Origin of the sequence: Rheinheimera oceanensis (assembly GCF_018831085.1) — a bacterium.
In the GTDB taxonomy this organism is placed as follows: Bacteria; Pseudomonadota; Gammaproteobacteria; order Enterobacterales; family Alteromonadaceae; genus Alishewanella; species Alishewanella oceanensis.
Genome location: NZ_JAGPNM010000002.1, coordinates 455,341 through 479,726, shown reverse-complemented (window position 1 = coordinate 479,726; position 24,386 = coordinate 455,341). Strand labels below are relative to the sequence as shown.

The window sequence follows — 24,386 nt, the reverse complement described above, 5'->3', positions numbered from 1 at the left end:
ATACCGCGGCTAACGGGTAGCTTACTTAAACCGCACTTGCTGCAAATGCGGGTTAGTTACCGTGACTTCAAGCAGCGCAATATCATCCAGCACCACCAGCTGTTCGCTGTCGTTTTGCTTAATTACTAAACACTCCTGCCGCTGGTTGTTATAGCAGGTGGTTTCGGCGGTGCCGCTAAGCACTGCTCCCGAGCTTAGTGTCAGCTTAAGCGGGTAATGGTACAGGCAGACAATTTCAATATAATCGTGCAAGTCGCACTTAAGCATAAAGCCTCCCGGGCGGTTAGCGTTTTGGTTCATAACCGGTTAAGTCCATACTAGATATACTGCACAATTTTTTATTATGGAAGCGCTATGTTTTACAGCCGCAGTATCTGCTTTGGTATAACCCTGCTACTTACAGCAACATCCTTGCAGGCCAGCAACGGCTGGCATGGCCCTGAGCCGTTCCGGCTGGAGCGGTTAGACGGCCGTCAGTTTGATTACAATATAGAAAGTTTTCTGCAGCGCCTGAGTTTTACCGAACAACCAATACAAACTGCCAGCCCTTTATGGCAGCAAAATGGCTGGTACGGCACAGGTGGCAGTAGCAGAGGCAGGGAGTTCTATGTGCATTCGCTGATGCAGCAAAAACTGAGTTTTGATGCGCCGGTATTTGCCGGTTTCAGGCATAAACGCTCTGAAGATCTTGACGGGCGCTATGACAGAACCCTGTTTGGCATAGGTTATCAGGCCGAGCAGCAGTGGGAGCTGGGTGTATGGGGCGATATCAGTGGCGCCAAAGAAGAAATGGACCTGCAGTTTGAAGCCCACCGTGCTTATGATGATGGCAGCTATGCCACCGCTGCCGTAGTGCTGGCTGACGTATTTTATAATAGTAAAACCTACAGCGATAACCGCTATGAGCAAAGCCCGGTAACGCTTTATCTTGCCGGGGCTAAAATGTTAGGCCAGCAGCAGTTGGCTGGTTTTGTTAATCTTAATCTGACAACACGTTATGCAGATGAGCCGGCCCGGCAGTTATTTACCGATAAACAATACTCTGTCGGTGTGAACTGGCAGCGCGAGTTGTTACAAGGCGCCCGTGTGCTGGTGCAGGCTCATGGCTTGTATGGCCGGCGTAGCGCCGGTGCTTTGCTAACAGAACCCCAGTCGGCAGACTGGTTGCTGGTAAGGCGGTTTCAGCAACTTAATGCCGAATGGCAGCAAGCGCCTGCTGCAAACTCATTTAACTTTGGCTTGCAGGCAAACCGTTTAACTGAGCAAGACAGCCGGGCCAGTTTGGAGCGCACTGCGGCAGAATACCGGCGCGAAGCTTTTGCGTATGTCCGAACTGAACGGCCAATCAGCGAAAACTGGCTATGGCGCCCTACGCTATATACCGGCTATGCCAACGTGACGAGTGAGCTACGCCAGCATAGTGATGAACCGCTTAAAGACAATGGTTGGCTGGCAAAAGTAAGCCCTAATGTTGTGTGGCAGTTAAGTGAGCTAACCGGCGCTTATCTGACAATTAATCCTACCGTTAAACTGCACAATTTACAGTTTGGCGGGGGTAATGTGCAGGTGTTTGTTCCCTTTTAAGTGGAGGCAGGCACCGGCTAATGGCTAACGTGGCAGAATACGTAGCTCCAGTTCCTGATAATACAGCCGGGTTAAGCCTTCAAAGCCGGAATCAGTGCCGATAAATACCCAGATAGTACCATCGGCGTTGCTGGTAAACTGCAGTGGTGTATTGCCGCTACCGCTAACGGTTTTGCTGGCAAACTGCTGGCCATCGCAACTTATGCCAGGGGCGGCAACGTTGCCGATCACACGGGCCTGGGTACCGTCCTGGCTTTGGTTGCCTTTATCGGCATTTAAATAGTAACCGGCTTGCTTTGGTTCTGTTGTGGCGTAACCAAACTTTAAGTACACCGACTCACCCGGAGAGCCGCCGACACCCATGCAATCTGCGCCGGCATTGGTTAAAAAGCGCACCGAAACAGACAGCTGATAGCGGGTGGATGGTTGTAAGCCGGTTATCTGTTTTTTAATGTACATAAACAAATCGTCGCTGCGGTTCATGCCTGCCAGATAAAAGCCTTTACCGGAGAAGCCTGTTGGCAGGTTTCGCATGCCGCTTTCAAGCTGATAAATATCGGCGTTGTCGCTGGGGTAATCAGAAAAGCCCGCTTGCCATTGTTGGGTACCATGGCGAAAGTCGTAGTAATGTTCCGGCAGAGTACCGTACTCAATGTCGCAACCGATCAGTAGCAATACGCTGCCAGCCAGCAGGGGGAGGGCGCTAATTTTCATCATGCTATTCCTCAGCAGTGGTTTAGCCAAGATGTTAGCCTGCATGCAGCGTATTAAGTGTAATTGATTGCAACCAAATTGAAGCTAAGTGTTAAGTGTTATAGCAGTTCAGAAATACCTGCATGTTGGCCGCGCTGGTGTCTGGCTGTGGTTTTTATTTAACTAACCTGTTATGGCCGCCAGACTCATACGGTGCTTTCACCGCGCTGTTCAAACAAGGTGAGGTACAGGCGTAAATCCAGCTCCAACTGGTGATAATCTGGCTGCATATGCTGGCAAAGTTTATAAAAGGCCCTGTTGTGGTCTTTTTCGCGTAAGTGCGCTAGCTCGTGAACCACAACCATTTGTAGCAGTGGCAATGGTAGCTTCTTAAGTAACGCCGCTACCCTGATCTCATTTTTGCTTTTTAGCTTGCCGCCCTGCACCCGGCTAACTTGGGTGTGGGTACCCAAAGCGTTATTTATAATATGAATTTTGGCATCATATATCACTTTGCTTAGCGGTTCACTGCTGCGCAGCCACTGCCGTTTCAGCTCCTGGGTAAATTCATACAGCGCTTTGTCGGTTTGTACGCTGTGCCCAGGGTTAGGATAGCGGCGCTGTAAGGTGTTACCCAGCTGGTCTTCTGCCAGTAACTGACGTACTTGCTGTTGCAGTGTGGCGGGATACTGGCGCAGGTAAATCAGATCTTGCATGGTTAAAGCTCAGTTATTGCGTGTTGGGTTGTTGGCATCATTCGCTTTACGTCATGGGCTGCAGGGTAACTAAGCTAAGTATCGTTACAGCATCAGCGATAAAGCAGTTTGTATTTGTTCGTCACTCAGCTCTTGTTGTTGCATGGCTTTATTCAGGCTCTGTTGAGCACTGCCAAGAGCGCTGTTCAGCATGCTCAGCTCAGTTTGCAATAGTTTCAGCTTTTCCTGCTGTTGTTCTGATTGCAGCCCATCCTGTTTAGCTTTATCTATTTCGGCCTGCTTATCGGCAATTTGCTGCTTAAGAGCACGGATAGTTTTTAATATCTGCTTAATAATATCCGGCAGGTTGCTGTCATCAATATCTTTATTTTTCTCAGCTTGTTTTGCTTTAGTTTTGCCCAGCTCTGACAAGCTGACATAAGCACCCGGCATAGTGTTGTTATTGGTTGCTGTACCGGTGGCTGCGGCTGCAGTTTGTTCCGGCAGGTTGAGTTTTAGGCTAACAGGTTGGGGTTGCAGAGTATTAATTTGCATAAGGGCGGGCGGCTTAACGTATTGGTGCCGCTGTATCGGCAGCTAGCTGTAATACTTTAATGCCGCGCAACAAAAAACGATTTTTAGTAGCCTTCAGCGCCTTCTTCATAACAAATACGCAGGCCGTTTTCCATCGTACAGCGTACTTTTGGCTTGGGTTTAGCTGGCAGTATGGTGTTTTTAATCAGCTTGGCAATGGCAATATCAGCTTCAAGACCTTCAGTGGCAAAAGACGGTTCTGCTTTTGCTGGCACGTGGGAGCCGGGCGGTACTATAGGGCTATTTTTTTTATTATCTACTTTATTATCAACAATGATGCCCAGTACAGTGCAGCCATTTAATATCAGCAGAGTGCTGGCAACGATAACAGTGGTTAAATATTTCATTACGCCTCAAGACAAAGCCAGAAGTTAAAAAATCTGTAAAAATAAAACAAAGATGCTACACAAAACTGGCCTTATGTTAAAGCGCTATTTATGTGCTGAGTGGCGATTAACCGGGCAGCCTAAGCTGCCCGGTACAGTAGCTGTATAGTGCGGCCTATACCAGTGAATATGGCTGGCCGTCTTTGCAGGTGAACTGCTTATTACCTTTATGGGCACAGCTAACCTGACGGCCGGTTACCATGCTAAACCAGACGCAATCCGGCTCAGAGGTTTGCAGCTGAATATCATCAATGCTGGCTTTATCCTGGCAACCGTTAATGCCGCTGCGGTTTAAAATAAGCTCGACGTGGCGGCCGTTATTGTTCAGTACAATAGAGCAGGGCGCTTCGCGATGGCCGCTTAACGCCACAAATTGCGCCGGGTTTTGCAGGCCGCTGGTGCTGCCGTCGGCAAAAAATGCCAGCAGTTGTTGGTAGTACACTACATAACTGCATACGTCTTTGTGCGAGCCTTGCTGCAGCGGAAAGGTTTTGTCTAAAAAGCCTTTTGAGTAATCCATTACCTGTTTGACATGGCGCTGGTTCAGCTCGTTAATCACGCTTAGTTCAGTCGCCATCCAGGCGGTATGGCTTGGTGATGGAGTGCTGTGGTGTTGGGCCAGTGTTGTCATGATGTCATCCTCGTCTCTTGTAATCAGTTTAATTAACCGATGTTCAGCTGCTGCCATGCACGGTGCTGTGGGATTTCGGGCAATCCTGCCCTCAACCTGGCGGACGTGCTGCGCAGGCCACATTCGTTCCCGACGAATGTGTTGTCCGCCTTCGCTAACGCGAAATGGGTCAGCCCCTGCGCTGTCAGCCTCTGAACATCTGCTTTACTGATCCTCCGTGTTAAACATCAGACCAGTTGCTATCGGTTAAAAACTAGTCTAGGCTAAAAATCAGCATAATTTCACAATAAAAATTTTACAGTGTGAATTTTACAAAATGAAAGCAAACAAAAGCCTGCTCAGAAAGTCGCATTTTCTCGGTACCAAGATCCGCAACCTGAGAAAACGCAATAACTTAACGATGGAAGATTTATCCACCCGCTGTATCCGGGTGAATGCAGAGCAGGCACCGTCGGTGTCTTATTTGTCAATGATTGAGCGCGGTAAACGGGTGCCCGGCATTGAAATGCTTGAGGTGATAGCCGAGGTATTTCAAAAAGACATCGATTGGTTTCTTGATGGTGAAGACGACGGCCAGGATTTAACACCGCAAAAAGGCAGCCGTGGCGGGATCAGTGGTATGGCGCTGGAGCCGGGTTTTTTGTTCTCCAATGATATTTTGCAAATTGCCATTCCGGAAATGCTGTCGCAAACCGGTACCAGTGGCAAGCAGTTTGCCCAGCTGCTTATTCGTGCACATCAGGAGCATCATCAAAACCACTTTCCCGAGCTGGAGCGCGCGGCAGAAGACGTCGGCCAAAAACGTATGCCGCTGAGTGTGGAAGAGTTGCTGGCAATCGTAAAACAGCTTGGGTTGAAAATAAGCTGGTTTACCGAAGCACCGAAAGAGCTGCTGGATGAGCTGGGTGTGTTGTCAAAAAACGTCTCCACATCGTTTTTTACCCCACCCAATACCTTGCATTTAAACAGCTTGCTGCAGCAATTTCCTACGCGGTTAAAGTATGAGCTGGCAGTGCATATCGGCCATGCGGTGCTGCACAATAAAGACGGTGTAAAAAGCAGCATGACAGTGGGTGGCGCGCATGATGATGAGCTGTCCAGCTCTACCGCCGTGCAGCCACAGGATATTTTGCACGCCTGGCGTGATTTTGAATCGAGCTTTTTCGCCGGTGCTTTGCTTTGCCCCAAGTTACCGTTTCGCCAGTTGCTGGACCGTCATGGCTATGAGATCAGCACGCATCAGCAAGCCGGGGTGTCGGCGTCGGTGGCAATGCGCCGCATGACAGCAGTATCGCCTTATACGCACTGGCATTATTTTGATGCCTACACGCCGGGGAAGCTGAAAGCGGTGTATCGCGGCAATGGCATACCGCTGCCGTGGGGCAATATGCGTCAGGTTGAAGACCCATGCCGGCACTGGGCGGTGTTTCGCATGTTTGATGTTGAAGGCGTGGCCAGTAGCGCGCAATTATCGTTGCTGGATGTAAACGGCGCGCCGCGTATTTACTGCTGCGAGTCAACTAAAGTCAGCGATTTGGCTGGTAATACCCATGTGCTGTGTGCCGGTATTGATTTAAACCCGGCGTTGCTGGCGCAAGGCGTTGATGCCGATACGATGGCGGCGGAGTTAAAACAGCTGTGCGTTGGCAGCAGCGGCGGGGCTAAAGTGCCGAAAGGTATTCAAACCGCGCTGACCAGTGTGGCGAATATTCTGAATATTAACTGGGTGGCCCGCAGCTTACAAAAACCGGTGCAGCTGATTTGCGCCCGCGGCAATAGCTGCCCGCGCAGCCCGGGCTGTTATCAGTGCAAAGATTAAACAGTTTGAAGGACATCGAACCGGTTTACCCACACCAACACGCCGTAAATACGTCCCTGTAGGCTCGATTCGACCGTCCTGGTCTGCAACGGTTGGCTTAGGGTAAGCCGGTTCTCGCTAAATGTCGGTTCAGCGGTTATTCTTTCCCAATAATTGCAAATTTTCATCCAGTAAACCTGTCAGCAATGCCTTACCGCTGGCATCTACCCGCAGCTGACCATAAGGTGCCTGTTCATACTGTGCGCCTGTGCCTTCAGCAAAAAAGAACGCATTAGGGCCAACACTTATAATACCGTCGCGTTGGCGCAGTAATACTGCAACCAGCTGCGGCTCTTGCGGTATGCTGTTACTCAGGCTGTGTAAACTTGCCCGTTGTTCGGCATCGACACTTAACCAGGCGTATTTATATTGCGCGGCATCTTCGGGCAATTCGCGGTCAATGGCGTAGGCCAGCGCCATATAATCGCCCTGCATAATTGAGCGCGGGTCCAGTGGTGCCAGCGCAATATTAACCACCCGGCCGGTTTTTAACGTTTGCTCAAACTGCCAGATAGCAAAACCGGCTGCGGCAAGAATAAGTAACACCGCCGCTGCAATGGCCCGGCGTTGTAATGTAATGCTCATACAAGTCTCCGCTGATAGCGCTGCAACAATAACCAGGCCGCCAGCAGTGTTATACCGCTAAGCGCTAAAATGCCGGATTTATGTAATAAATTAAGCTGTAAACTGTAGTAAAACTGGCTAATGGCAAACAGCATACAAAGCAGACATAACGCATACCAGTTTCTGCTGCAGCCATAAAAACACACCAGCATTAAGGCGGTGCTAACCAGTAACCCGGACGCCGGATACAGCAAAATACATAACACCAGTGTTATTGTAAGCAGGACCAGACGGCTGGGTACCGTAGCCAGCCGGCTTAGCCAGAATACGGTTGAAATTAACAATACGCTGCCAAGCGCACTATACAGGGCACGGGCTATATCCAACTTGCCCCCCAGGTAGCTGCCAGCATCCAGCCATAATAAACATTGGCCAAATAACGTTAGCGCCAAAGCTGCCAGAGTTATCACTTCCAGCAGGCTTTTAATGGTAGCCGCCTGAGTAAAGCCGGCCCATTTTACCCGGTTGCACCATAATAGTGCGGCAGCAATGGCCAGCAGGTTGCTGACAACCGCCAGCAGCACAGCAGAACTTACCAGCGATAACAGGCACAACAATGCTATGCTAAGACTGGCACGCTGATGCAGTTGGTTTAGCGGGCTTAACAGCAGCAAGATGCTGATAACCGCACAGGCATAGCGCGCGGTTTCATCGTTTAAACCCGACATATCGTAAATAACGTATACCAGCAACCCCTGACCTGCCAGCGCAATGGCTACCGCCATTTGCTGTAAAAATTCCTGCTTGCGGCTGGTCAGCCAGATTGCCGCAGCCAGCAAAGCAACGGCGGCTACAGTACGCACCGGGTTATTATCGGCCAGAGCCAGTAATGGGCCTAAAAAAGAGCCGATAATCAGAACAGACGCTATCCAGGCGGCTATACCAAGTAAAATCTGCAGCCACCAGGGGCTGGCAGCGGCCTGCAGTTGCTGTGCTTTGGCGGCATCAATAATACCGGCCTGCTGTAGTTGTGTAGTAAGTTCAATCGGGTTGCTCATGCTGTTGCCCCTGCTGCAGTTTGTTGTAGCTTTTTTAACCAGACAACAGCAGCAACGCTGCTGCCGATCACAAACAGTGCTAACAGATTCATGGCAAAAAACTCATCCGCATTTTCCAGCAGGCTTGCCAGCATTGAGGTTGCCACGGCTATTACGCTAAAGGCCAGCAAGGCTAATATCAGCACATCACGGCGTTGACGCCAGTACCATAGCCCCAGCACGGCGGTGAGTGGCAAATACACCAGTAAATTAGCCTGATAGCTGCTATCCCATGTACCTATACCTGCACCGTAAGTTAACGGCGCTATTACTATTAATGCTGCAAGGCGAACCAGCGTTTTATTGGCCTGAACCCCCAGCCGTGGTAGCGCAAACTCAGCAAATACCAGGATTAGCAGGTTTGCCAGTGCCAGGCTGAGTATCATTGGCGGGCTTGCCAGCAGCCAGAAAAACTCAGACTGAGTGCTCAGATAGCGGCCAAGCGCGAGCTCCAGCACCACAAACCAGAGTAAATAACAGGCCCGGCTTTTAGATAACAGCACCAGCGGCATGATAAGCACAGCCCAGCTGGCAAATAGCTGCCAGATATCGGCACCGGTTTGATACGTCTGGCCAATCAGTGCCAGCAAAGCACCTGTCAGTATGGCTGCACAGAGTAATGCTGCACGCTGTGCCAGGCTGGCAGGTAAGCTGCATATGGCAACAACGCCTGATAACACCAGCGCACCGGCGGCCAGAGCAAATTTAGTGAAATAATGCATAAATGGCCAGTTATGCGCGATAAAGAAAATGAGTGCCGCCCCCAGCAGTACCACAGTGCCAAATAACAAAATAAGGTTAGCTTGTGCCAGCCACAAGCCTGTGGCTGGCACAAGCGGAAACTGGCCGCTGGCCTGCTGCAGCTGTTCAGCACTAAGCTGACGCTGTTCGCGCCATTGCAGTAGTTGGTTAGCGTGTTGCAATTTGTCCATGCTGTTGTTCTCTCAGATGGTTTACTGGCTAGCATCATAGCGTTTTTATAACTTGTTACAACTTCGTAGCCGTGCTGGTTTGGCATCAGTTAGACAACGGAGTAGTATTAAGCGGCGTAATAATAAGTGAACCTATCAGGATAACAACAATGAAAAAACTTACCTTGGCTGCCGCCTCTGTGGCGCTGGCGCTTGGCCTTACGGCGTGTAACAAACAGGATACTACTCAAACTCAAACCCCAACTCAGGGCGCAGCGGCAGTTGCAGCTAAAGCACCGCTGGTATCGGGTATTGATCAACAATATTTTGATCCAGCGGTAAAGTTTAGTGAAGATTTCTTCCTGGCTGTTAATGGTAAATGGCTGGCTGAAACAGCTATTCCGGCCGACAAAGCCTCTTATGGCTCCTTCCATATTTTAAATGACAACTCGCAGCAGGCAGTAAAAGCCATTATTGATGAAGTATCGGCCCGGGCAGATCTAAAAGCCGGTTCAGACGAGCATAAGCTGGGCAGCTTTTACAACAGCTTTATGGATGAAGCCACCATTGAAAAGCTGGGTTTAAGCCCGCTACAACCGCAACTGGACGCCATAAAAGCAGTAACAGATAAAAGCCAGTTAGCGGCGCTTTTTGCCAGTTTGCAACGTGATGGTGTGGCTATTCCGTTTGGCTGGTATGTTAATAATGATGCCAAAAACTCCAGTGAGTATGCGGTATATCTGGGCCAGGGCGGCCTGGGTTTGCCAGATCGTGATTACTATTTTAAAGATGATGACGCCTCGGTAAATATTATTAACCAGTACAAAGCGTACTTAACCGATATGTTTACTCTGGCCGGTAACACCGATGCTGCTGCGGCGGCTGAGCGGGTTTATGCGTTGGAAAAAGCGCTGGCAGAACACCACTGGACCCGTTTGGAAAGCCGTAACGCCGATAAAACCTATAACAAAATGTCTGCCACTGAGCTTAACAGCAGCATGGGCAGCTTTGACTGGGCTACGTTTGCTGAAGGTGTGAAATTAGCCGGTGTATCAGACATTATCGTACGTCAGCCGAGCTACTTTGAAGGTTTTGCAAAGGTAGTGCAAAGTGCAGATCTGCAAACTTGGCAGGACTACCTGACGATGCGTACGATCAACAGCTACGCAGATAAATTAAGCAGCAACTTTGCCGATCGTCGTTTTGCCTTCTACAGCACTACGTTGAGTGGTGTTGAAGAGCAACAGCCGCGCTGGAAACGCGCAGTAGATGCTTCGGATGAGGTGCTGGGCGAGCTGACAGGCAAGCTGTATGTAGAGCGCCATTTTAAACCGGAAGCCAAAGCGCGGATGGAACAACTGGTTGCTAACCTGATTAAAGCTTACGAAATCTCCATTAAAGAACTGGAATGGATGACCGAAGAAACCAAAGTGGCTGCGCTGGAAAAGCTCAGCACTTTTACGCCAAAAATTGGTTACCCGGATAAATGGAAAGATTATTCAGCGCTGGAAATTAAAGCAGATGATTTAGTAGGTAACTTTATGCGCGCCAGCCACTGGGCGTATGATGACATGCTTAACAAGCTGGGTAAGCCAATCGACAAAAGCGAATGGTTTATGACACCGCAAACAGTAAATGCTTACTATAACCCGGTAAATAACGAAATTGTGTTCCCGGCCGCTATTTTGCAACCGCCTTTCTTTAATATGGAAGCGGATGACGCAGTGAACTACGGTGGTATTGGTGGTGTTATCGGCCATGAAATTGGCCATGGTTTTGACGATCAGGGTGCGAAATATGATGGCAGCGGCAACTTACGTAACTGGTGGACAGAGCAGGACAAAGGCCAGTTCCAGGCGCGCGGTGCCAAGTTAATTGGCCAGTACAACCGCTTTGAGCCTTTACCGGGCGTTAATGTAAACGGCGCGGTGGCATTGGGTGAAAACATTGGTGACTTAGGTGGCATGACGGTAGCGTTAAAAGCTTACCACTTGTCACTGGAAGGCAAAGAGGCCCCGGTAATGGATGGCTTTACCGGTGAGCAGCGTTTCTTTATCAGTTGGGCGCAGGTTTGGCGTACTAAGTTTCGTGAAGAAGCCTTGCGCCGTCAGTTAAGCACCGGGCCTCATTCACCGGCGCATTACCGGGTAATTGGTGTGCTGCCAAATATTCCGCAGTTTTATACTGCCTTTGATATTAAAGAAGGCGATAAGATGTACCTGCCGCCGGAGCAGCGCGTTAAGATCTGGTAATTACCCGTCGTCTTTCAAAATGCACGGGTGTTAGCTGCAACCATCCACTCCAATCACTTAGTAAAGCTAAGCTCATGGAGATGGATGGTCTTGCTGCCTACGTGCATGTTGAAATCCATTGGGTAATAAAAATCTGCTACACTGCACAGGCTGAGTAGGTAACTGCTCGGCCTTTTTTGTGTATTTGTAAGAAGTAACTGAGTTTAGACTGCCGGTTGCAATTCCCGCTCCGGCTCGCCACAGCAACTCGCCCTACTGCCTACGGCAGGGCTCAGACACTCTGTGGCGCCCGGCTCGGGATTCCAACCTCTATTATATAAGTAATGAGGTCTGACCACTATAATAAAGAATATATAACAGCCGGTTTTATATTCACAGAATTTATACCCACTATAAGTAGGGTGGTTAACGGCCTGATGTCAATCTGGCCCGAATTTTCATATAATTACGCCCATTCATTTCAGTGAAATGACGCCGCAGTAGCAAGACTGCCGGCAACGACCAAGAGGATCATACTGTGCTACAACAATATCGCGAACATGTGGCCGAGCGCGCAGCGCAAGGTATCCCGCCAAAACCGCTCAATGCAGAGCAGGTAGCCGCCTTAGTTGAACTGTTAAAGAACCCGCCAAAAGGTGAAGAAGACACCTTAGTTGATTTACTGGTAAACCGCGTACCGCCGGGCGTAGATGAAGCTGCCTATGTTAAAGCAGGCTTTTTAGCTGCGCTTGCCAATGGCAAAGCGTCAAGCAGCCTGATCAGTGCAGAATATGCCACTGAGCTTCTGGGCACCATGATGGGTGGTTATAATATTGAGCCGTTAATCAGCCTGCTGGACAACGAAAAGTTAGCACCTATTGCTGCTAAAGCCTTGTCGCACACGTTACTGATTTTCGATGCCTTCCATGATGTTACCGAGAAGGCAGATGCTGGCAATAAGTTTGCAAAGCAAGTGCTGCAAAGCTGGGCTGATGCCGAGTGGTTTGAAAGCAAGCCAGCCTTAGCAGATAAAATTACCGTGACGGTATTTAAAGTGTCGGGCGAAACCAACACTGACGATTTATCACCAGCTCCGGATGCCTGGTCACGTCCTGACATTCCTCTGCACGCGTTAGCGATGCTGAAAAACAGCCGCGAAGGCATTAACCCGGATCAGCCTGGTACAGTAGGCCCGATTAAGCAACTGGACGAGCTGAACAAAAAAGGCTTCCCGCTGGCTTATGTTGGCGATGTAGTAGGTACCGGCTCTTCACGTAAATCAGCCACTAACTCAGTGCTGTGGTTTATGGGTGATGACATCCCGTTCGTGCCAAACAAACGCGGCGGTGGTTTTGTACTGGGTGGCAAAATTGCTCCTATCTTCTTTAACACTATGGAAGACTCAGGCGCATTACCTATTGAAGTTGATGTGTCTAAGCTGGAAATGGGCGATGTGATCGATATTCTGCCATTTGCAGGCAAAATTGTCCGTCATGGTAGCGGCGAAGTGCTGGCTGAATTTAGCCTGGCAACTGACGTGTTAATTGACGAAGTACGTGCCGGTGGCCGTATTCCGCTGATCATTGGCCGTGGTTTAACTGACCGCGCGCGTGAGTTTTTAGGCCTTGGCCACTCTGACAAATTCCGTCGCCCTAAAGCCAAAGCCGATTCCGGCAAAGGCTTCACGCTGGCGCAGAAAATGGTGGGTAAAGCCTGCGGCGTAAAAGGTGTACGCCCTGGTACATACTGTGAACCACGTATGACTACAGTAGGCTCGCAGGATACTACCGGCCCGATGACGCGTGATGAGTTAAAAGACCTAGCTTGTTTGGGTTTCTCTGCCGATTTAACCATGCAGTCGTTCTGCCACACTGCCGCTTATCCGAAGCCGGTTGATGTTGATACGCACCACACACTGCCAGACTTTATTATGAACCGTGGCGGGGTATCACTGCGCCCGGGCGATGGTATTATTCACAGCTGGTTAAACCGTATGTTACTGCCGGACACAGTAGGTACCGGTGGTGACTCACACACCCGTTTCCCGATTGGTATTTCGTTCCCTGCAGGTTCTGGTTTAGTGGCCTTTGCTGCCGCTACCGGTGTAATGCCACTGGATATGCCAGAGTCTGTGTTGGTGCGCTTTAAAGGTGAAATGCAGCCGGGTATTACGCTGCGCGATTTAGTGCATGCTATTCCGTACGTAGCCATTCAAAAAGGCTTGTTAACTGTTGATAAGAAAGGCAAGAAGAACATTTTCTCCGGCCGTATTCTGGAAATCGAAGGCTTACCAAACTTAACAGTTGAGCAAGCCTTTGAATTATCAGATGCTTCAGCAGAGCGTTCTGCTGCCGGTTGTACTATCAAGCTGTCGCAAGAATCTATTGCTGAGTACTTAGAGTCTAACATCGTGATGCTGAAGTGGATGATTGCTGAAGGCTACGGCGATGTGCGCACTATCGAGCGTCGTATCAATGCAATGCAAGCCTGGCTGAAAGATCCACAGCTGATGTCTGCCGATGCTGATGCCGAATACACTGAAGTAATTGAAATCGACCTGGCCGATATTAAAGAGCCGGTACTGTGTGCACCAAACGATCCGGATGATGCGCGCTTACTGTCTGAAGTCGCCGGCGACAAGATTGACGAAGTGTTTATCGGTTCTTGTATGACCAACATCGGCCACTTCCGTGCCGCTGGTAAGTTACTGGATAAATACAAAGGCCAGCTGCCAACCCGGTTATGGATAGCGCCGCCAACTAAGATGGACCAGGCACAGTTAACTGAAGAAGGCTATTACAGCATTTTCGGTAAAGTAGGTGCCCGCACTGAAATGCCAGGCTGTTCACTGTGTATGGGTAACCAGGCTCGGGTAGCGGAAAATTCAACGGTAGTGTCTACCTCTACGCGTAACTTCCCGAACCGTTTAGGCCAGGGCGCCGACGTATACTTAGCTTCAGCTGAGCTGGCTGCAGTGGCCTCTATTATCGGCCGCTTACCAACAGTGGCTGAGTATATGGACTACGCGAAGCAAATTGATGCTACAGCGGCGGATACATACCGTTACCTGAATTTCCACCGTATGCCGCAATACACCAAAAAAGCGGATAACGTGATTATTCAGCAAGCAGTGTAATAAACCCTGTAATGCTAAAGGCCTGCCACTGCAGGCCTTTTTTCTGCTCGCTAATATAGCCGTAGCAGCTACAATTTTATCAGCGACAGGCTGATAGATTATTTGCGTGAGCAGGCTTGCACCACCCACTGGGCTCGCCACAGTAACTCGCTCCCGCTGTGCGTCCGCTCAGACACCCTGTGTCGCCCCATTGGGGATACAAGTCTGCTAGGGTAAAGCGACGCAAATAACCATCAGCCATTTTCTTTGCATGGACCAGAAGTATGGAATACGACTTTATTTACGATCGCAATACGCTGCAATTCAGCATCCGGCTTGCTGCCGAGCATGAAGTGCTGGGCCGCTTTTTGCTGGACGAATTTGGCCAGCAGGCAGAGGCATATTTACCACTGCTGCAACAGTTGAGCGCGCTAAAACCACACCAGAGTATGCAGTATCAGGGCAAGGAGTTTTTGCTGGAGGTGGAAAACGGTGAAGTCACACTAAGCCACAACACCCTGTTTTACACCGGTACAGAGCCGTTACCGCAGCGACAGCAAGATAAACTGGCCGATGATGATTTACAGCTGGACGAGCAGGGCATGAGTACACAATGCGGGCTGGAAGATTTACTAAAACTGTTGCGCGAATGGCAGCAGTTTCTGGCTGGCTGAACCTGCGCTGAAACTGCACAGCGACAGGGAAAAAGCGCACCGTTATGGTGCGTTTTTTTTCGTCTGCGATCGCGGTTTTAATTTAAGTTTATGATAATTAATAAATTAATAAAATTGGCACAAGGTTTCCTTGTATAAGGTGCAATCGCCTTATAAAAGTAAAAAGGAAAACACCATGAAGCTTGTATGTGCCATCATCAAGCCGTTTAAACTGGACGATGTACGCGAAGCCATTGCTGACATTGGGGTAGAAGGTTTAACGGTAACAGAAGTAAAAGGTTTCGGCCGCCAGAAAGGGCACACCGAATTATATCGTGGTGCCGAGTATCAGGTCGACTTCCTGCCTAAGGTCAAACTGGAAATTGCTACGCTGGATGATCAGGTTGATCGCCTGATTGAAGCGATCCAGAAAGCCGCTTATACCGGCCGTATCGGCGACGGTAAAATTTTTGTTTATGACCTGGAGCAGGCAGTGCGTATCCGGACCGGTGAGTCTGACGCTGAAGCCATATAAGGAGCTGTTATCATGCAAGAGCAAATTTATCATTTACAGTATGCGATGGACACCTTTTACTTCCTGATCTGCGGGGTATTGGTGATGTGGATGGCGGCGGGCTTCTCTATGCTGGAAGCTGGCCTGGTGCGGGCAAAAAACACCACTGAAATTCTGACTAAGAACGTGGCGTTGTACTCTATTGCCTGCATTATGTATCTGGTGTGCGGTTACGCCTTTATGTACGGCGGCGATTTCTTCTTAAGTGGTATCGGTGCGGTTGATGTTGACGCTACGCTAACCAGCTTTGCTGAGCGTGAAGATGGTTTCACTGGTGGTGCAGTGTATTCTACTGCCTCTGATTTCTTCTTCCAGGTAGTGTTTGTTGCGACTGCCATGTCTATTGTTTCCGGTGCTGTGGCAGAACGGATGAAATTGTGGGCTTTTCTGGCGTTTGCCGTAGTTATGACCGGTTTTATCTACCCGATGGAAGGTTCATGGACCTGGGGCGGTAATGCAGTATTTGGTTTATACACTTTAGGCGATCTGGGTTTCTCTGACTTTGCCGGTTCAGGCATAGTACATATGGCTGGTGCTGCAGCGGCACTTGCCGGGGTGTTGTTACTGGGGGCGCGTAAAGGCAAATACAGCAAAGACGGCAAAGTAAATGCTATTCCGGGTGCCAATATGCCGCTGGCTACACTGGGTACTCTGGTGCTGTGGATGGGCTGGTTTGGCTTTAACGGTGGCTCGGTATTAAAACTGGGCGATATCAGCAACGCCAATGCAGTAGCTGTAGTGTTTCTTAACACCAATGCAGCCGCCGCTGCAGGCGCGATAGCAGCGCTGGCATTGTCGGTGGTGTTGTTCCGTAAAGCTGATTTAACCATGGCATTAAACGGTGCTTTGGCTGGCCTGGTGGCAATTACGGCTGAACCTTCTACACCTACGGCACTGCAGGCAACTTTATTTGGTGCTATTGGTGGTGTGTTGGTGGTAGCGTCGATCATTGGTCTGGATAAGCTGAAAATTGATGATCCGGTAGGCGCTATCTCTGTACACGGTACTGTGGGTATATACGGTTTATTACTGGTGCCGCTGACTAACAGTGACAGCAGCTTCCTTGGCCAGCTGATCGGTGGTGCAACCATTTTTGTCTGGGTATTCGGTTGCAGCCTGATTGTTTGGTATGTACTTAAACTGGTTTTGGGCATCCGCGTAAGCGAAGAAGCCGAGTATGAAGGCGTTGATGCCTCAGAGTGTGGAATTGAAGCCTACCCTGAGTTCGTTGCGTCGGTAAAGTAAGCAGCCTGGGAAGAGTTGGTGGAACTTCCCGGGAGCTAGTGAGCGATGCGTTACCAACAGGTAGCGCTACCGCGAACTGAACGTCACCACCAAACTACGTCTATCCTTGTCCTTTGTCTTTTTATCTGACACCCCGTGCTTTATAGCGCGGGGTTTTTTTATTGGCAAAGAAGATTGGAGGCAATAAAAAAGCACCGCAGGCGGTGCTTTAAGTTAGCATGCAAAAACTAACGCAGCTTTTTGCGCCAGCCGGCAAAAGCTAATAAAGCAAAGGCAAACAATGACAGGCTGGCAGGGGCAGAAACCTGAGTAGTATTTGAGGTTTTAGTGGTTAAACCACTGAATTTCAGGTTGTCATTACCGGCAGTTAAACCACCACCAAAATACTGGTTATAAGCACCAATCAGCCAGTAACTGGCGCTGGTACCTGCTGTGGTTTTAGCCTGATTAGCGCCGCTGTCCAATGCATAATACTGATTCAGCGGTGATGAACCGACATTGGAAAAACTGGATGATGACAATGCATAACCCGAAACCTGGCTCCAGCGTGTCATGGCGCTGCCACCTTCAAACGGGTTGCTGTCAAACGCTGCGATAGAAATATCAGAGTCGGTCATGTAGTTGGAGATACTGATGCCAGACAGCTCAACATCCTGATCAAATGACAATAAAATAAATTCATAACGCCCGACATTGTCTGTCCAGTGCGCTTCGCCTCTGGAGTTAAATACCAGCGTGCCCCACTGACTTAACCACAGTTCGCTTTGGAAAATATTTTCATCGTTGTAGGCAGACCAGGCGGTCATTGTCACCGACATAGTATTGTCGTTGTCGCTGAGCTTGATGCTGTTGGGCACTATATTGCGGTTCAGACTACTGACTCCGCCGCTACCAACAAAATCCCAGGTTTGGGTAGCTGCGAAACTGGTGCTGCTAAGTACAAGCAAGCTGGCAACAAGTAACTTTTCCATAGTGATGGCCTTAATCCAATGAAGTGATGCCGCCCGGAGGCTGTGTTATCCATTCAGCCGGGCCATTCTTTATAATATCTGCCGTGATGCAAAAAAAATACCAGAAGATTTAACTGGTTATAAATCATGTTGTTGCTTCTTGGTTGATGCTTTTTCTGCTACAGCGCTGTAAATCTTTCTGACAAGGAATGTCTGCGTCGCAATGCTTATTTTAATGGCTTTTATTGCTAATTACAGCAACTGGTTTTTTAACGCCACGGCTGTATTACGTTATAACGGTATCTCTCTTTTAAATATGGTAAGCGTTTACCTTGTAATTTACCTGGTTAGCGACACTTTACAGCGGTTGATACTGGCCTGTTTATTAGGTTGTATATTTATTTGTATTTTATTCATGTATTTACCTTCAGATTGCTGACTTGCTCTGAAAATTTTATGGTAAACGTTTACCTTAAATGTTATAAAAAGCCCGCATTGCATCAGGTTGAGCAGGTTTCAGGTGATAAGTGCCCAGTGTAACCACGGGTTACACCAGGCTGATTTTTTTATCTCCTGCGGTATCAGCACTGGGCTGGCAACAGATAAAACAATAACAAGTTGTATCGACAGGGGTAGGAAATGACAGCAACATTCAAATTAACCGTTATGGCTGCGGCTATAGCGCAGTGTCTGGCTATACAAAATGTGCAGGCACAAACGGCTGCAGAGCCGCAGGCTACAGCGCAAACGCAACAGGCTGAGCAGGATCAGGTAGAAACCATAGTTGTAAGAGGCTTTGGTGCTACGTTAAGTAAATCTTTACAGCAGAAAAAATTCGCTGAATCGAGCGTCGAAATTATCTCTACCGACGATCTTGGCCAATTGCCCGATGTGACTATTGCTGATGCGCTGGCACGTTTACCCGGCGTGGCAGCAGAGCGCGATCGCGGTAATGCCAGCAGTTTGTCTATCCGTGGTCTTGGTCCCCGGCTGAATATTGCCACCATGAACGGGCGCGAAATTGTCAGTGCTGAACCCAGCCGTGATGTGCGCTACGAGCAGTTCCCGGCCGAGTTAATCAACTCGGTTGAGGTGTATAAAAGCCCGATGGCCAACAATGTAGAAGGTGGTATTGCCGGCCTGGTTAATATGAACTTTGTTAGCCCGTTATCACGCGACAAACGGCTGATTAGCCTTAGCGGCAACCTGATGCAGTACGATCTGGCCGATGACTTAAGCGGCGCCGACAGCAGCGGCAAAAAAGCCGCCTTTGCTTATGTTGATAAGTTAACTGATAACTTTGGCGTAGTATTTGGCGTGTCTTATCAGGATCAGCCGTCAGTACAACGCGGTACAGAATTTTATTCATACAACAATAACCCGGCCGAGCAGGGTGATATTAACGAAGATGGTATTACTGAAGCGGCGCCCTGGGGCGGTAAAAGCGGCACTAAAGTAGGCAATATCGAGCGCCTTGGTTTACTGACTATTCTGGAGTGGGAACCAACCGACCGCTTAAACCTGAAATATGATTTGTTTTACTCGCAGTTTGATATTGAAGAGCGCGAAGACCAGTTTTGGTTTGACGGCTGGGGTAACTGGCAGGGTTCAAACAACTGGGGCTATCAGAATTCAGCTGCAGCGCCGACTATTATCACTAAAGCCGATGGCTCACAACAGCTAACCGGCGGCGGCATTTTATGGGGTGCCCATTCTGCTAATAACGCCACCTGGTTTCAGGAAAATGAGCTAATCAGCACCGGTTTAAAAACGGTGTGGAGCGGCGATGTCTGGACCGTTTCGGCCGATGTTGGCTACTCTGAAGCCAGCATTAAATCGCGTTGGGTAAATATTACCTCTGATTATACCGGCCCGACGCCGCTGGATGTACGTTGGAACAACACCGGCAAACAACTGCAAATTTGGGTTGATGACTACATAAGCCAGCCAGAAAACTATGTTATTTCCGGTATGAATGTCGATACCGACCGTGATCTGACCGATGAGATGGTTAGTTTAAAACTGGATTTTGAGCGCAGCGTTGACTGGGGCGTGTTTGAAACATTGCTGCTTGGCGGCCGTGTTACTGATCGCGATAAAAACAACGATGTTATCAGTTGGTGGCAGCAACCTGTTGCTGATCACGGCCTGACCAATTACGGCTATCGCTATGCGATGGGTGGTGGTTTTGTGTCGCCGGACTTATACGGTTTTAATAACTGGAGTCAGGTGGCGCAGCAGGGCTTTGGTGGTATTGATGATCGCAGCCAGCACGAAAAAGGGCCGCTGGATTTAGCCGGTAGCTGGCGGGTAGAAGAAACCAACAGCGCCGCCTATGCCATGCTGAAAATGGTCGGCGAAATTGGCAGTATTCCCTACACCGGTAATGTTGGCCTGCGCTATGTGCATACTTCTTCTACCTCTTCCGGTTATCAGTTGATGAACAGCACCGATTACTCACCGGTAACCGACGAGCACAGCTATAGCAAACTGCTGCCATCGCTGAATATGGTGTTCTCGTTAACAGAGGAAGCACAGCTGCGGCTGGGCTTGTCGCGTGCAATGTCACGCCCGCCTTTAATTGAGATGCGCTCCGGCTTTGAACTTAATACCCAGCAAGATGGTGTTAATACCGGCTCGGGTGGTAATGCTAAGTTAAATCCTTTCGTTGCCGATCAGCTGGATTTAGGCCTGGAATATTACTGGAACGAAGATACGGCAGCTGCGGTATCGGTGTTCTTTAAAGATTTAAGTAGCCACATTGGCGTGAGCGTAGAAAAAGTAACGGTAGATGGCACTGAATACGACTTCACCCGGCCGGTAAATGGCAACGGTGGTCAGATCCGCGGCTTTGAGCTGATGTACCAGCAAGCCTTTAAAATGCTGCCGGGCTGGCTGGATGGTTTAGGTGTGTATGCAAACTATTCATTTACCGACACCAATATTACTGAATTTACGCCGGTAGCTAACCCGTTCCCGCTGGGGGGATTATCACGCCATGTTGGCAGCGCCACACTGTGGTATTACCGCGCCGGTTTTGATGCCAAAGTGTCGTACAACTACCGCAGTGCCAATACCTCAGTTGGCAGTTGGGGTACCACTGAAATGACACGCACCCGCGCAGAAAACACCGTGGATGCCAGTATTTCTTACGAGTTTACTGAAAACTTTAAAGTGATGCTGCAAGGCCAGAACCTGACTAACGAGCTGTCGCTCAGTTACTTTGATAACGACCCAAGCCGCCCGGCGCATTACCGTGAATGGGGCCGTCGTTACCTGTTGGGCTTCCAGCTAACCATGTAAAAAACACCGGCCTGCTGCATTGTTGCCGCGGGCCGGCCGCAACGGATTTTAGCAATATGGCTCAGCATATCTTAATTACCGGTGCCTCGTCCGGCATTGGCCGCGCGCTGGCTGTTAAGCTGGCAGCAGCCGGTTACCGCCTTAGCTTATGTGGCCGCAGCAGTGACAAACTGGCACAAACGCAGGCATTGCTTGGCGCAAATACAGCAGTGTTTACCCGAGCTTTTTGTTTAAACAGCCCGGATGCAGATACGCAAATAGCCGCGTTTTGTGCTGCTGCACAGGCTGAAAACGGCGCTGTGGATATGCTGATTAATTGCGCCGGGGCGAATACTGCACGCCACCGCGCAGAGCTGCCGCACTGGCACGAATTGCAACAGATGATGCAGCTGAACTTTTATGCGCCGGTTAAGTTTATTGCGCAGCTGGTGCCGCACATGCGCTTACGTGGCAGTGGTGCAGTGTTAAATGTGCTATCAACGGTGTGTTTGTTTGCCAATGCTAATCTGGCGTCGTACAGCGCCAGTAAAACCGCGCTTGACAGCTACAGCAAGGTGCTGCGCAAAGAGTTGCATAACAGCGGTGTAAAAGTGCTGTCGCTGTATCCGGGTGGGGTGAATACCGCGTTTCGCGCCAACGCTAACCCCGATTACTTATCGGCAGACGAGGTAGCAGATGCTGCTATCAGTATGTTGTTGACGGCGCCCAAGGTGCATTTACATGAGCTGGTCATGCGGCCGCAAAGCGAGCAGAACTTTTGTTAGCTAACGGCTTTTTTGCTTACACGTTTTTGCCGGCCAAAGGCTTTTATCAGTAAACCAATTTCAGAAGGATACCAAGCGGGTGAAGTTTTCATTTTTCTTTTTATGTATCGCCTTAACCGTGCTGCAAGGTTGCAGTAAAACTACTGAGCCAGAGCAGCAAAGCGCCCGGCCGCTGGTGAAAGCTGAAGCAGAGCAGCAAGCGGTCAGCCAACGGATAAACCTGAATAAAGACTGGCTGTTTGCCAAAGCCAGCGCTGCTGATGCCATGCCAGCAAGTGCTGACTGGCAAGCCGTGTCGTTGCCGCATACGCCGCAAATAGAACCTATGCTGGTAAATAACCAATGGCAGGGTATTGCCTGGTATCAGAAAACCCTGAACTGGCAGGCCGATTGGCAGGGCAAAGTAGTTTTGCTGCGCTTTGAAGCGGCTATGAACGTGGCAGAAGTATTTTTAAACGGCGAGCAAATTGGCCATCACCTGGGTGGCTATTTACCCTTTACGCTGGATTTAACTGAAAAGTTAGTACCGGGCCGGGACAACCTGCTGCAGGTAAGGCTGGATAACCGCGACAACCCGGTTACCGGGCCTAAGCCATTAGCGTTGCTGGATTTTAATACCTATGGTGGCCTGTACCGCGATGTAAATTTACTGGTAAGAGATGCGCTGCATATCAGTGATGAAATGCTGGCGGATGAAACTGCCGGTGGCGGTATTTTTGTGACATATCCGCAAGTAAGCACAGAGCAGGCTACACTGAATATTCAAACCCATCTGGTTAACCGCTACAGTGAAAGCCAACAGCCGGTGCTGCGCCAGCAACTGTATTATCAGGATCAGTTGGTAGCAGAGGTGAGCAGCGACAGCAGCCATTTAACAAACGGCCATTTAGCCGCAGGTGGCGCAGAGCATATACAACAACAGCTTATTGTTAATGCGCCGAAACTGTGGCATCCGGCCAGCCCGCATTTGTACCAATTACGCACCTCGTTGTATCTGAATGGTAAATTACTGCAGCAACAACACACCCGGCTGGGTATCCGCAGCTTTGCTTTTAATGCACAGCATCAGTTACTGATTAACGGCGAAGTCACTTTTTTGCGCGGTGTTAACCGGCATCAGGAATATCCGCATGTAGGCTATGCTACCTCTGCTGCTGCCGATTACCGCGACGCGGTAAAGATCAAATCAGCCGGCTTTGATTATGTGCGCCTGTCGCATTACCCGCATTCACCGGCCTTTATGGCCGCCGCCGACGAGCTGGGGCTGGTGCTGATTGATGCTATTCTGGGCTGGCAGTATTACTCGGCAGAACCAGCGTTTGAACAGCAAATTATACAGAGCTGCCGCGATATGATCCGCCGTGATCGCAATCATGCCAGTGTATTGGCGTGGGAATGCTCGCTGAATGAATCTGATATGCCGGACAATTTTGTTGCCACACTGCACAACACAGTAAAGCAGGAATATCCCGGTGCCTATTCTGCCGGTTGGCAGCACGGTTTTGATATGTATTTACAGGCACGCCAGCACCGGCAAATGCACTACGAAACCCCGACCCAGCCGTATAACGTGTCTGAGTATGGCGACTGGGAATACTACGCGCAAAACGCCGGGTTACAGCAAGACAGCTGGGCCGATCTAAAAGAAGAAGAGCGCACCAGCCGCCAGTTACTGCGCCACGGTGAAGCACGTTTACTGCAGCAGGCCCTAAACCTGCAAGAAGCACACAACGACAACCTGACTACACCAGCCTTTGCCGATGGCTACTGGGTAATGTTCGATTACAACCGTGGTTATGCCGATGATCTGGAAGCATCCGGCGTTATGAACCTGTACCGCTTACCCAAATACAGCTATTACTTTTTTCAAAGCCAGCGCAGTGCTAAGCAAATATCCGACAACTACGCGTCCGGCCCTATGGTGCATATTGCCAGTGAGTGGCGCGAAGGCTCATCAACTAAGGTGCGGGTATTCAGTAATGCCGATGAGGTAGAGCTGTGGCTGAACGACAACCTGATTGCGCGGCAAAAACCGGCAACAGGCCCCTTTGCTACGCATTTACCACATCCGCCGTTTGAGTTTGACGTAAAACAATTTACGCCCGGCACATTAAGCGCCAAAGCCTTTATTAATAACCAGCCGGTAGCACAGCACAGCGTTACTACGCCGGGTGACGTGGCGGCATTGCGTTTAGCACTGGACAGCAGTGGCATGGCACCGCAAACCGGCGTTAACGACCTGGTATTTGTGTATGCTGAGCTCACCGACAGCCAGGGCAACCTGGTGCCGTTAAACGACAAGCAGATTAAATTCAGCCTGGCCGGAGATATCCATCTGGTTAACCCGGAGCCGGTGCTGACAGAGCAGGGCAAAGCCGCAGTATTAGTACGGATTGGCGATTCGCTGCAAGGCGCGGCTATCAGTGCTTACAGCGATGATTTTAATATTGTCAGCAGCGAACTGGCCCTGATGGCAGATAACGCTGCGAAGACAGAATAACCCCCGGCTGCCAGGCAGCCAGAACTTATTGAATAACA

The 24,386-nt window shown here is 49.7% G+C and carries 20 protein-coding genes; 10 read left to right on the top strand and 10 right to left on the bottom strand.

What is annotated here, in order from left to right:
* Positions 1-21: 21 nt before the first annotated feature.
* A complete protein-coding gene (locus tag J3B89_RS06790; protein WP_215396753.1) occupies positions 22-267 on the bottom strand; it encodes a Rho-binding antiterminator in 246 nt (81 codons plus the stop codon).
* Positions 268-354: 87 nt separating this feature from the next.
* Here J3B89_RS06790 and J3B89_RS06785 point away from each other — a divergent pair, with 87 nt between their 5' ends.
* Positions 355-1,584 (top strand): hypothetical protein, encoded by a 1,230-nt coding sequence (locus tag J3B89_RS06785; protein WP_215396752.1) that lies wholly within the window; start codon positions 355-357, stop codon positions 1,582-1,584.
* A gap of 24 nt (positions 1,585-1,608) precedes the next feature.
* Here the strand turns inward: J3B89_RS06785 and J3B89_RS06780 are convergent, their stop codons facing one another.
* From J3B89_RS06780 to J3B89_RS06760, 5 genes are all read right to left on the bottom strand, one after another.
* Positions 1,609-2,301 (bottom strand): hypothetical protein, encoded by a 693-nt coding sequence (locus J3B89_RS06780; protein WP_215396751.1) that lies wholly within the window; start codon positions 2,299-2,301, stop codon positions 1,609-1,611.
* Positions 2,302-2,483: 182 nt separating this feature from the next.
* Positions 2,484-2,993, bottom strand: coding sequence for a M48 metallopeptidase family protein (locus tag J3B89_RS06775; RefSeq protein WP_215396750.1), 510 nt, complete (start codon positions 2,991-2,993; stop codon positions 2,484-2,486).
* 84 nt (positions 2,994-3,077) lie between these two features.
* Complete coding sequence (locus tag J3B89_RS06770) at positions 3,078-3,527, bottom strand: hypothetical protein (RefSeq protein WP_215396749.1); 450 nt, start codon at positions 3,525-3,527, stop codon at positions 3,078-3,080.
* Positions 3,528-3,610: 83 nt separating this feature from the next.
* Complete coding sequence (locus J3B89_RS06765; RefSeq protein ID WP_215396748.1) at positions 3,611-3,913, bottom strand: hypothetical protein; 303 nt, start codon at positions 3,911-3,913, stop codon at positions 3,611-3,613.
* Positions 3,914-4,067: 154 nt separating this feature from the next.
* Positions 4,068-4,583 (bottom strand): aldolase/citrate lyase/malate synthase family protein, encoded by a 516-nt coding sequence (locus tag J3B89_RS06760; RefSeq protein WP_215396747.1) that lies wholly within the window; start codon positions 4,581-4,583, stop codon positions 4,068-4,070.
* 316 nt (positions 4,584-4,899) lie between these two features.
* Between J3B89_RS06760 and J3B89_RS06755 the strand changes: the two genes are divergently transcribed.
* Positions 4,900-6,402, top strand: a complete 1,503-nt coding sequence (locus J3B89_RS06755) for a DUF3612 domain-containing protein (protein WP_215396746.1) — start codon at positions 4,900-4,902, stop codon at positions 6,400-6,402.
* Between the two features lie 129 nt (positions 6,403-6,531).
* On the opposite strand, the gene J3B89_RS06750 is transcribed toward J3B89_RS06755, so the two are convergent.
* Genes J3B89_RS06750 through J3B89_RS06740 form a run of 3 tightly spaced genes read right to left on the bottom strand, consistent with a single transcriptional unit; the run spans position 6,532 to position 9,034 of the window.
* On the bottom strand, positions 6,532-7,026 hold the full coding sequence (locus tag J3B89_RS06750) for a GDYXXLXY domain-containing protein (protein WP_215396745.1): 495 nt from the start codon (positions 7,024-7,026) through the stop codon (positions 6,532-6,534).
* On the bottom strand, positions 7,023-8,063 hold the full coding sequence (locus tag J3B89_RS06745; protein ID WP_215396744.1) for a DUF4401 domain-containing protein: 1,041 nt from the start codon (positions 8,061-8,063) through the stop codon (positions 7,023-7,025). The genes J3B89_RS06750 and J3B89_RS06745 overlap by 4 nt, the downstream gene beginning before the upstream one ends.
* Positions 8,060-9,034, bottom strand: coding sequence for a DUF2157 domain-containing protein (locus tag J3B89_RS06740; protein WP_215396743.1), 975 nt, complete (start codon positions 9,032-9,034; stop codon positions 8,060-8,062). The genes J3B89_RS06745 and J3B89_RS06740 overlap by 4 nt, the downstream gene beginning before the upstream one ends.
* Before the next feature lie 149 nt (positions 9,035-9,183).
* Between J3B89_RS06740 and J3B89_RS06735 the strand changes: the two genes are divergently transcribed.
* From J3B89_RS06735 to J3B89_RS06715, 5 genes are all read left to right on the top strand, one after another.
* Positions 9,184-11,265, top strand: a complete 2,082-nt coding sequence (locus J3B89_RS06735) for a M13 family metallopeptidase (RefSeq protein WP_215396742.1) — start codon at positions 9,184-9,186, stop codon at positions 11,263-11,265.
* A 517-nt stretch (positions 11,266-11,782) separates the two neighbouring features.
* Positions 11,783-14,380 carry a bifunctional aconitate hydratase 2/2-methylisocitrate dehydratase gene (acnB, locus tag J3B89_RS06730; RefSeq protein WP_215396741.1) on the top strand — a complete coding sequence of 866 codons (2,598 nt, stop codon included), beginning with the start codon at positions 11,783-11,785 and terminating at the stop codon, positions 14,378-14,380.
* Positions 14,381-14,643: 263 nt separating this feature from the next.
* The gene (locus J3B89_RS06725; RefSeq protein WP_215396740.1) at positions 14,644-15,033 is read left to right on the top strand and encodes a YacL family protein; all 390 of its coding nucleotides are present in this window, start codon (positions 14,644-14,646) and stop codon (positions 15,031-15,033) included.
* Positions 15,034-15,208: 175 nt separating this feature from the next.
* Positions 15,209-15,547: a P-II family nitrogen regulator gene (gene glnK / locus J3B89_RS06720; RefSeq protein WP_027672351.1), complete on the top strand. Its 339-nt coding sequence runs from the start codon at positions 15,209-15,211 to the stop codon at positions 15,545-15,547.
* Positions 15,548-15,559: 12 nt separating this feature from the next.
* Entirely contained in the window at positions 15,560-16,831 is a 1,272-nt protein-coding gene (locus J3B89_RS06715; RefSeq protein ID WP_215396739.1) for an ammonium transporter, read from the top strand.
* 227 nt (positions 16,832-17,058) lie between these two features.
* Here J3B89_RS06715 and xdp1 read toward each other — a convergent pair whose 3' ends face one another.
* Positions 17,059-17,802: an exosortase-dependent surface protein XDP1 gene (xdp1, locus tag J3B89_RS06710; RefSeq protein ID WP_215396738.1), complete on the bottom strand. Its 744-nt coding sequence runs from the start codon at positions 17,800-17,802 to the stop codon at positions 17,059-17,061.
* A 618-nt stretch (positions 17,803-18,420) separates the two neighbouring features.
* On the opposite strand from xdp1, the gene J3B89_RS06705 reads away from it, so the two are divergent.
* From J3B89_RS06705 to J3B89_RS06695, 3 genes are all read left to right on the top strand, one after another.
* Positions 18,421-21,084 carry a TonB-dependent receptor gene (locus J3B89_RS06705; RefSeq protein ID WP_215396737.1) on the top strand — a complete coding sequence of 888 codons (2,664 nt, stop codon included), beginning with the start codon at positions 18,421-18,423 and terminating at the stop codon, positions 21,082-21,084.
* Between the two features lie 56 nt (positions 21,085-21,140).
* On the top strand, positions 21,141-21,848 hold the full coding sequence (locus tag J3B89_RS06700) for an SDR family NAD(P)-dependent oxidoreductase (protein WP_215396736.1): 708 nt from the start codon (positions 21,141-21,143) through the stop codon (positions 21,846-21,848).
* Between the two features lie 79 nt (positions 21,849-21,927).
* Entirely contained in the window at positions 21,928-24,348 is a 2,421-nt protein-coding gene (locus J3B89_RS06695; RefSeq protein ID WP_349814197.1) for a glycoside hydrolase family 2 TIM barrel-domain containing protein, read from the top strand.
* The last annotated feature ends 38 nt before the right edge of the window (positions 24,349-24,386 follow it).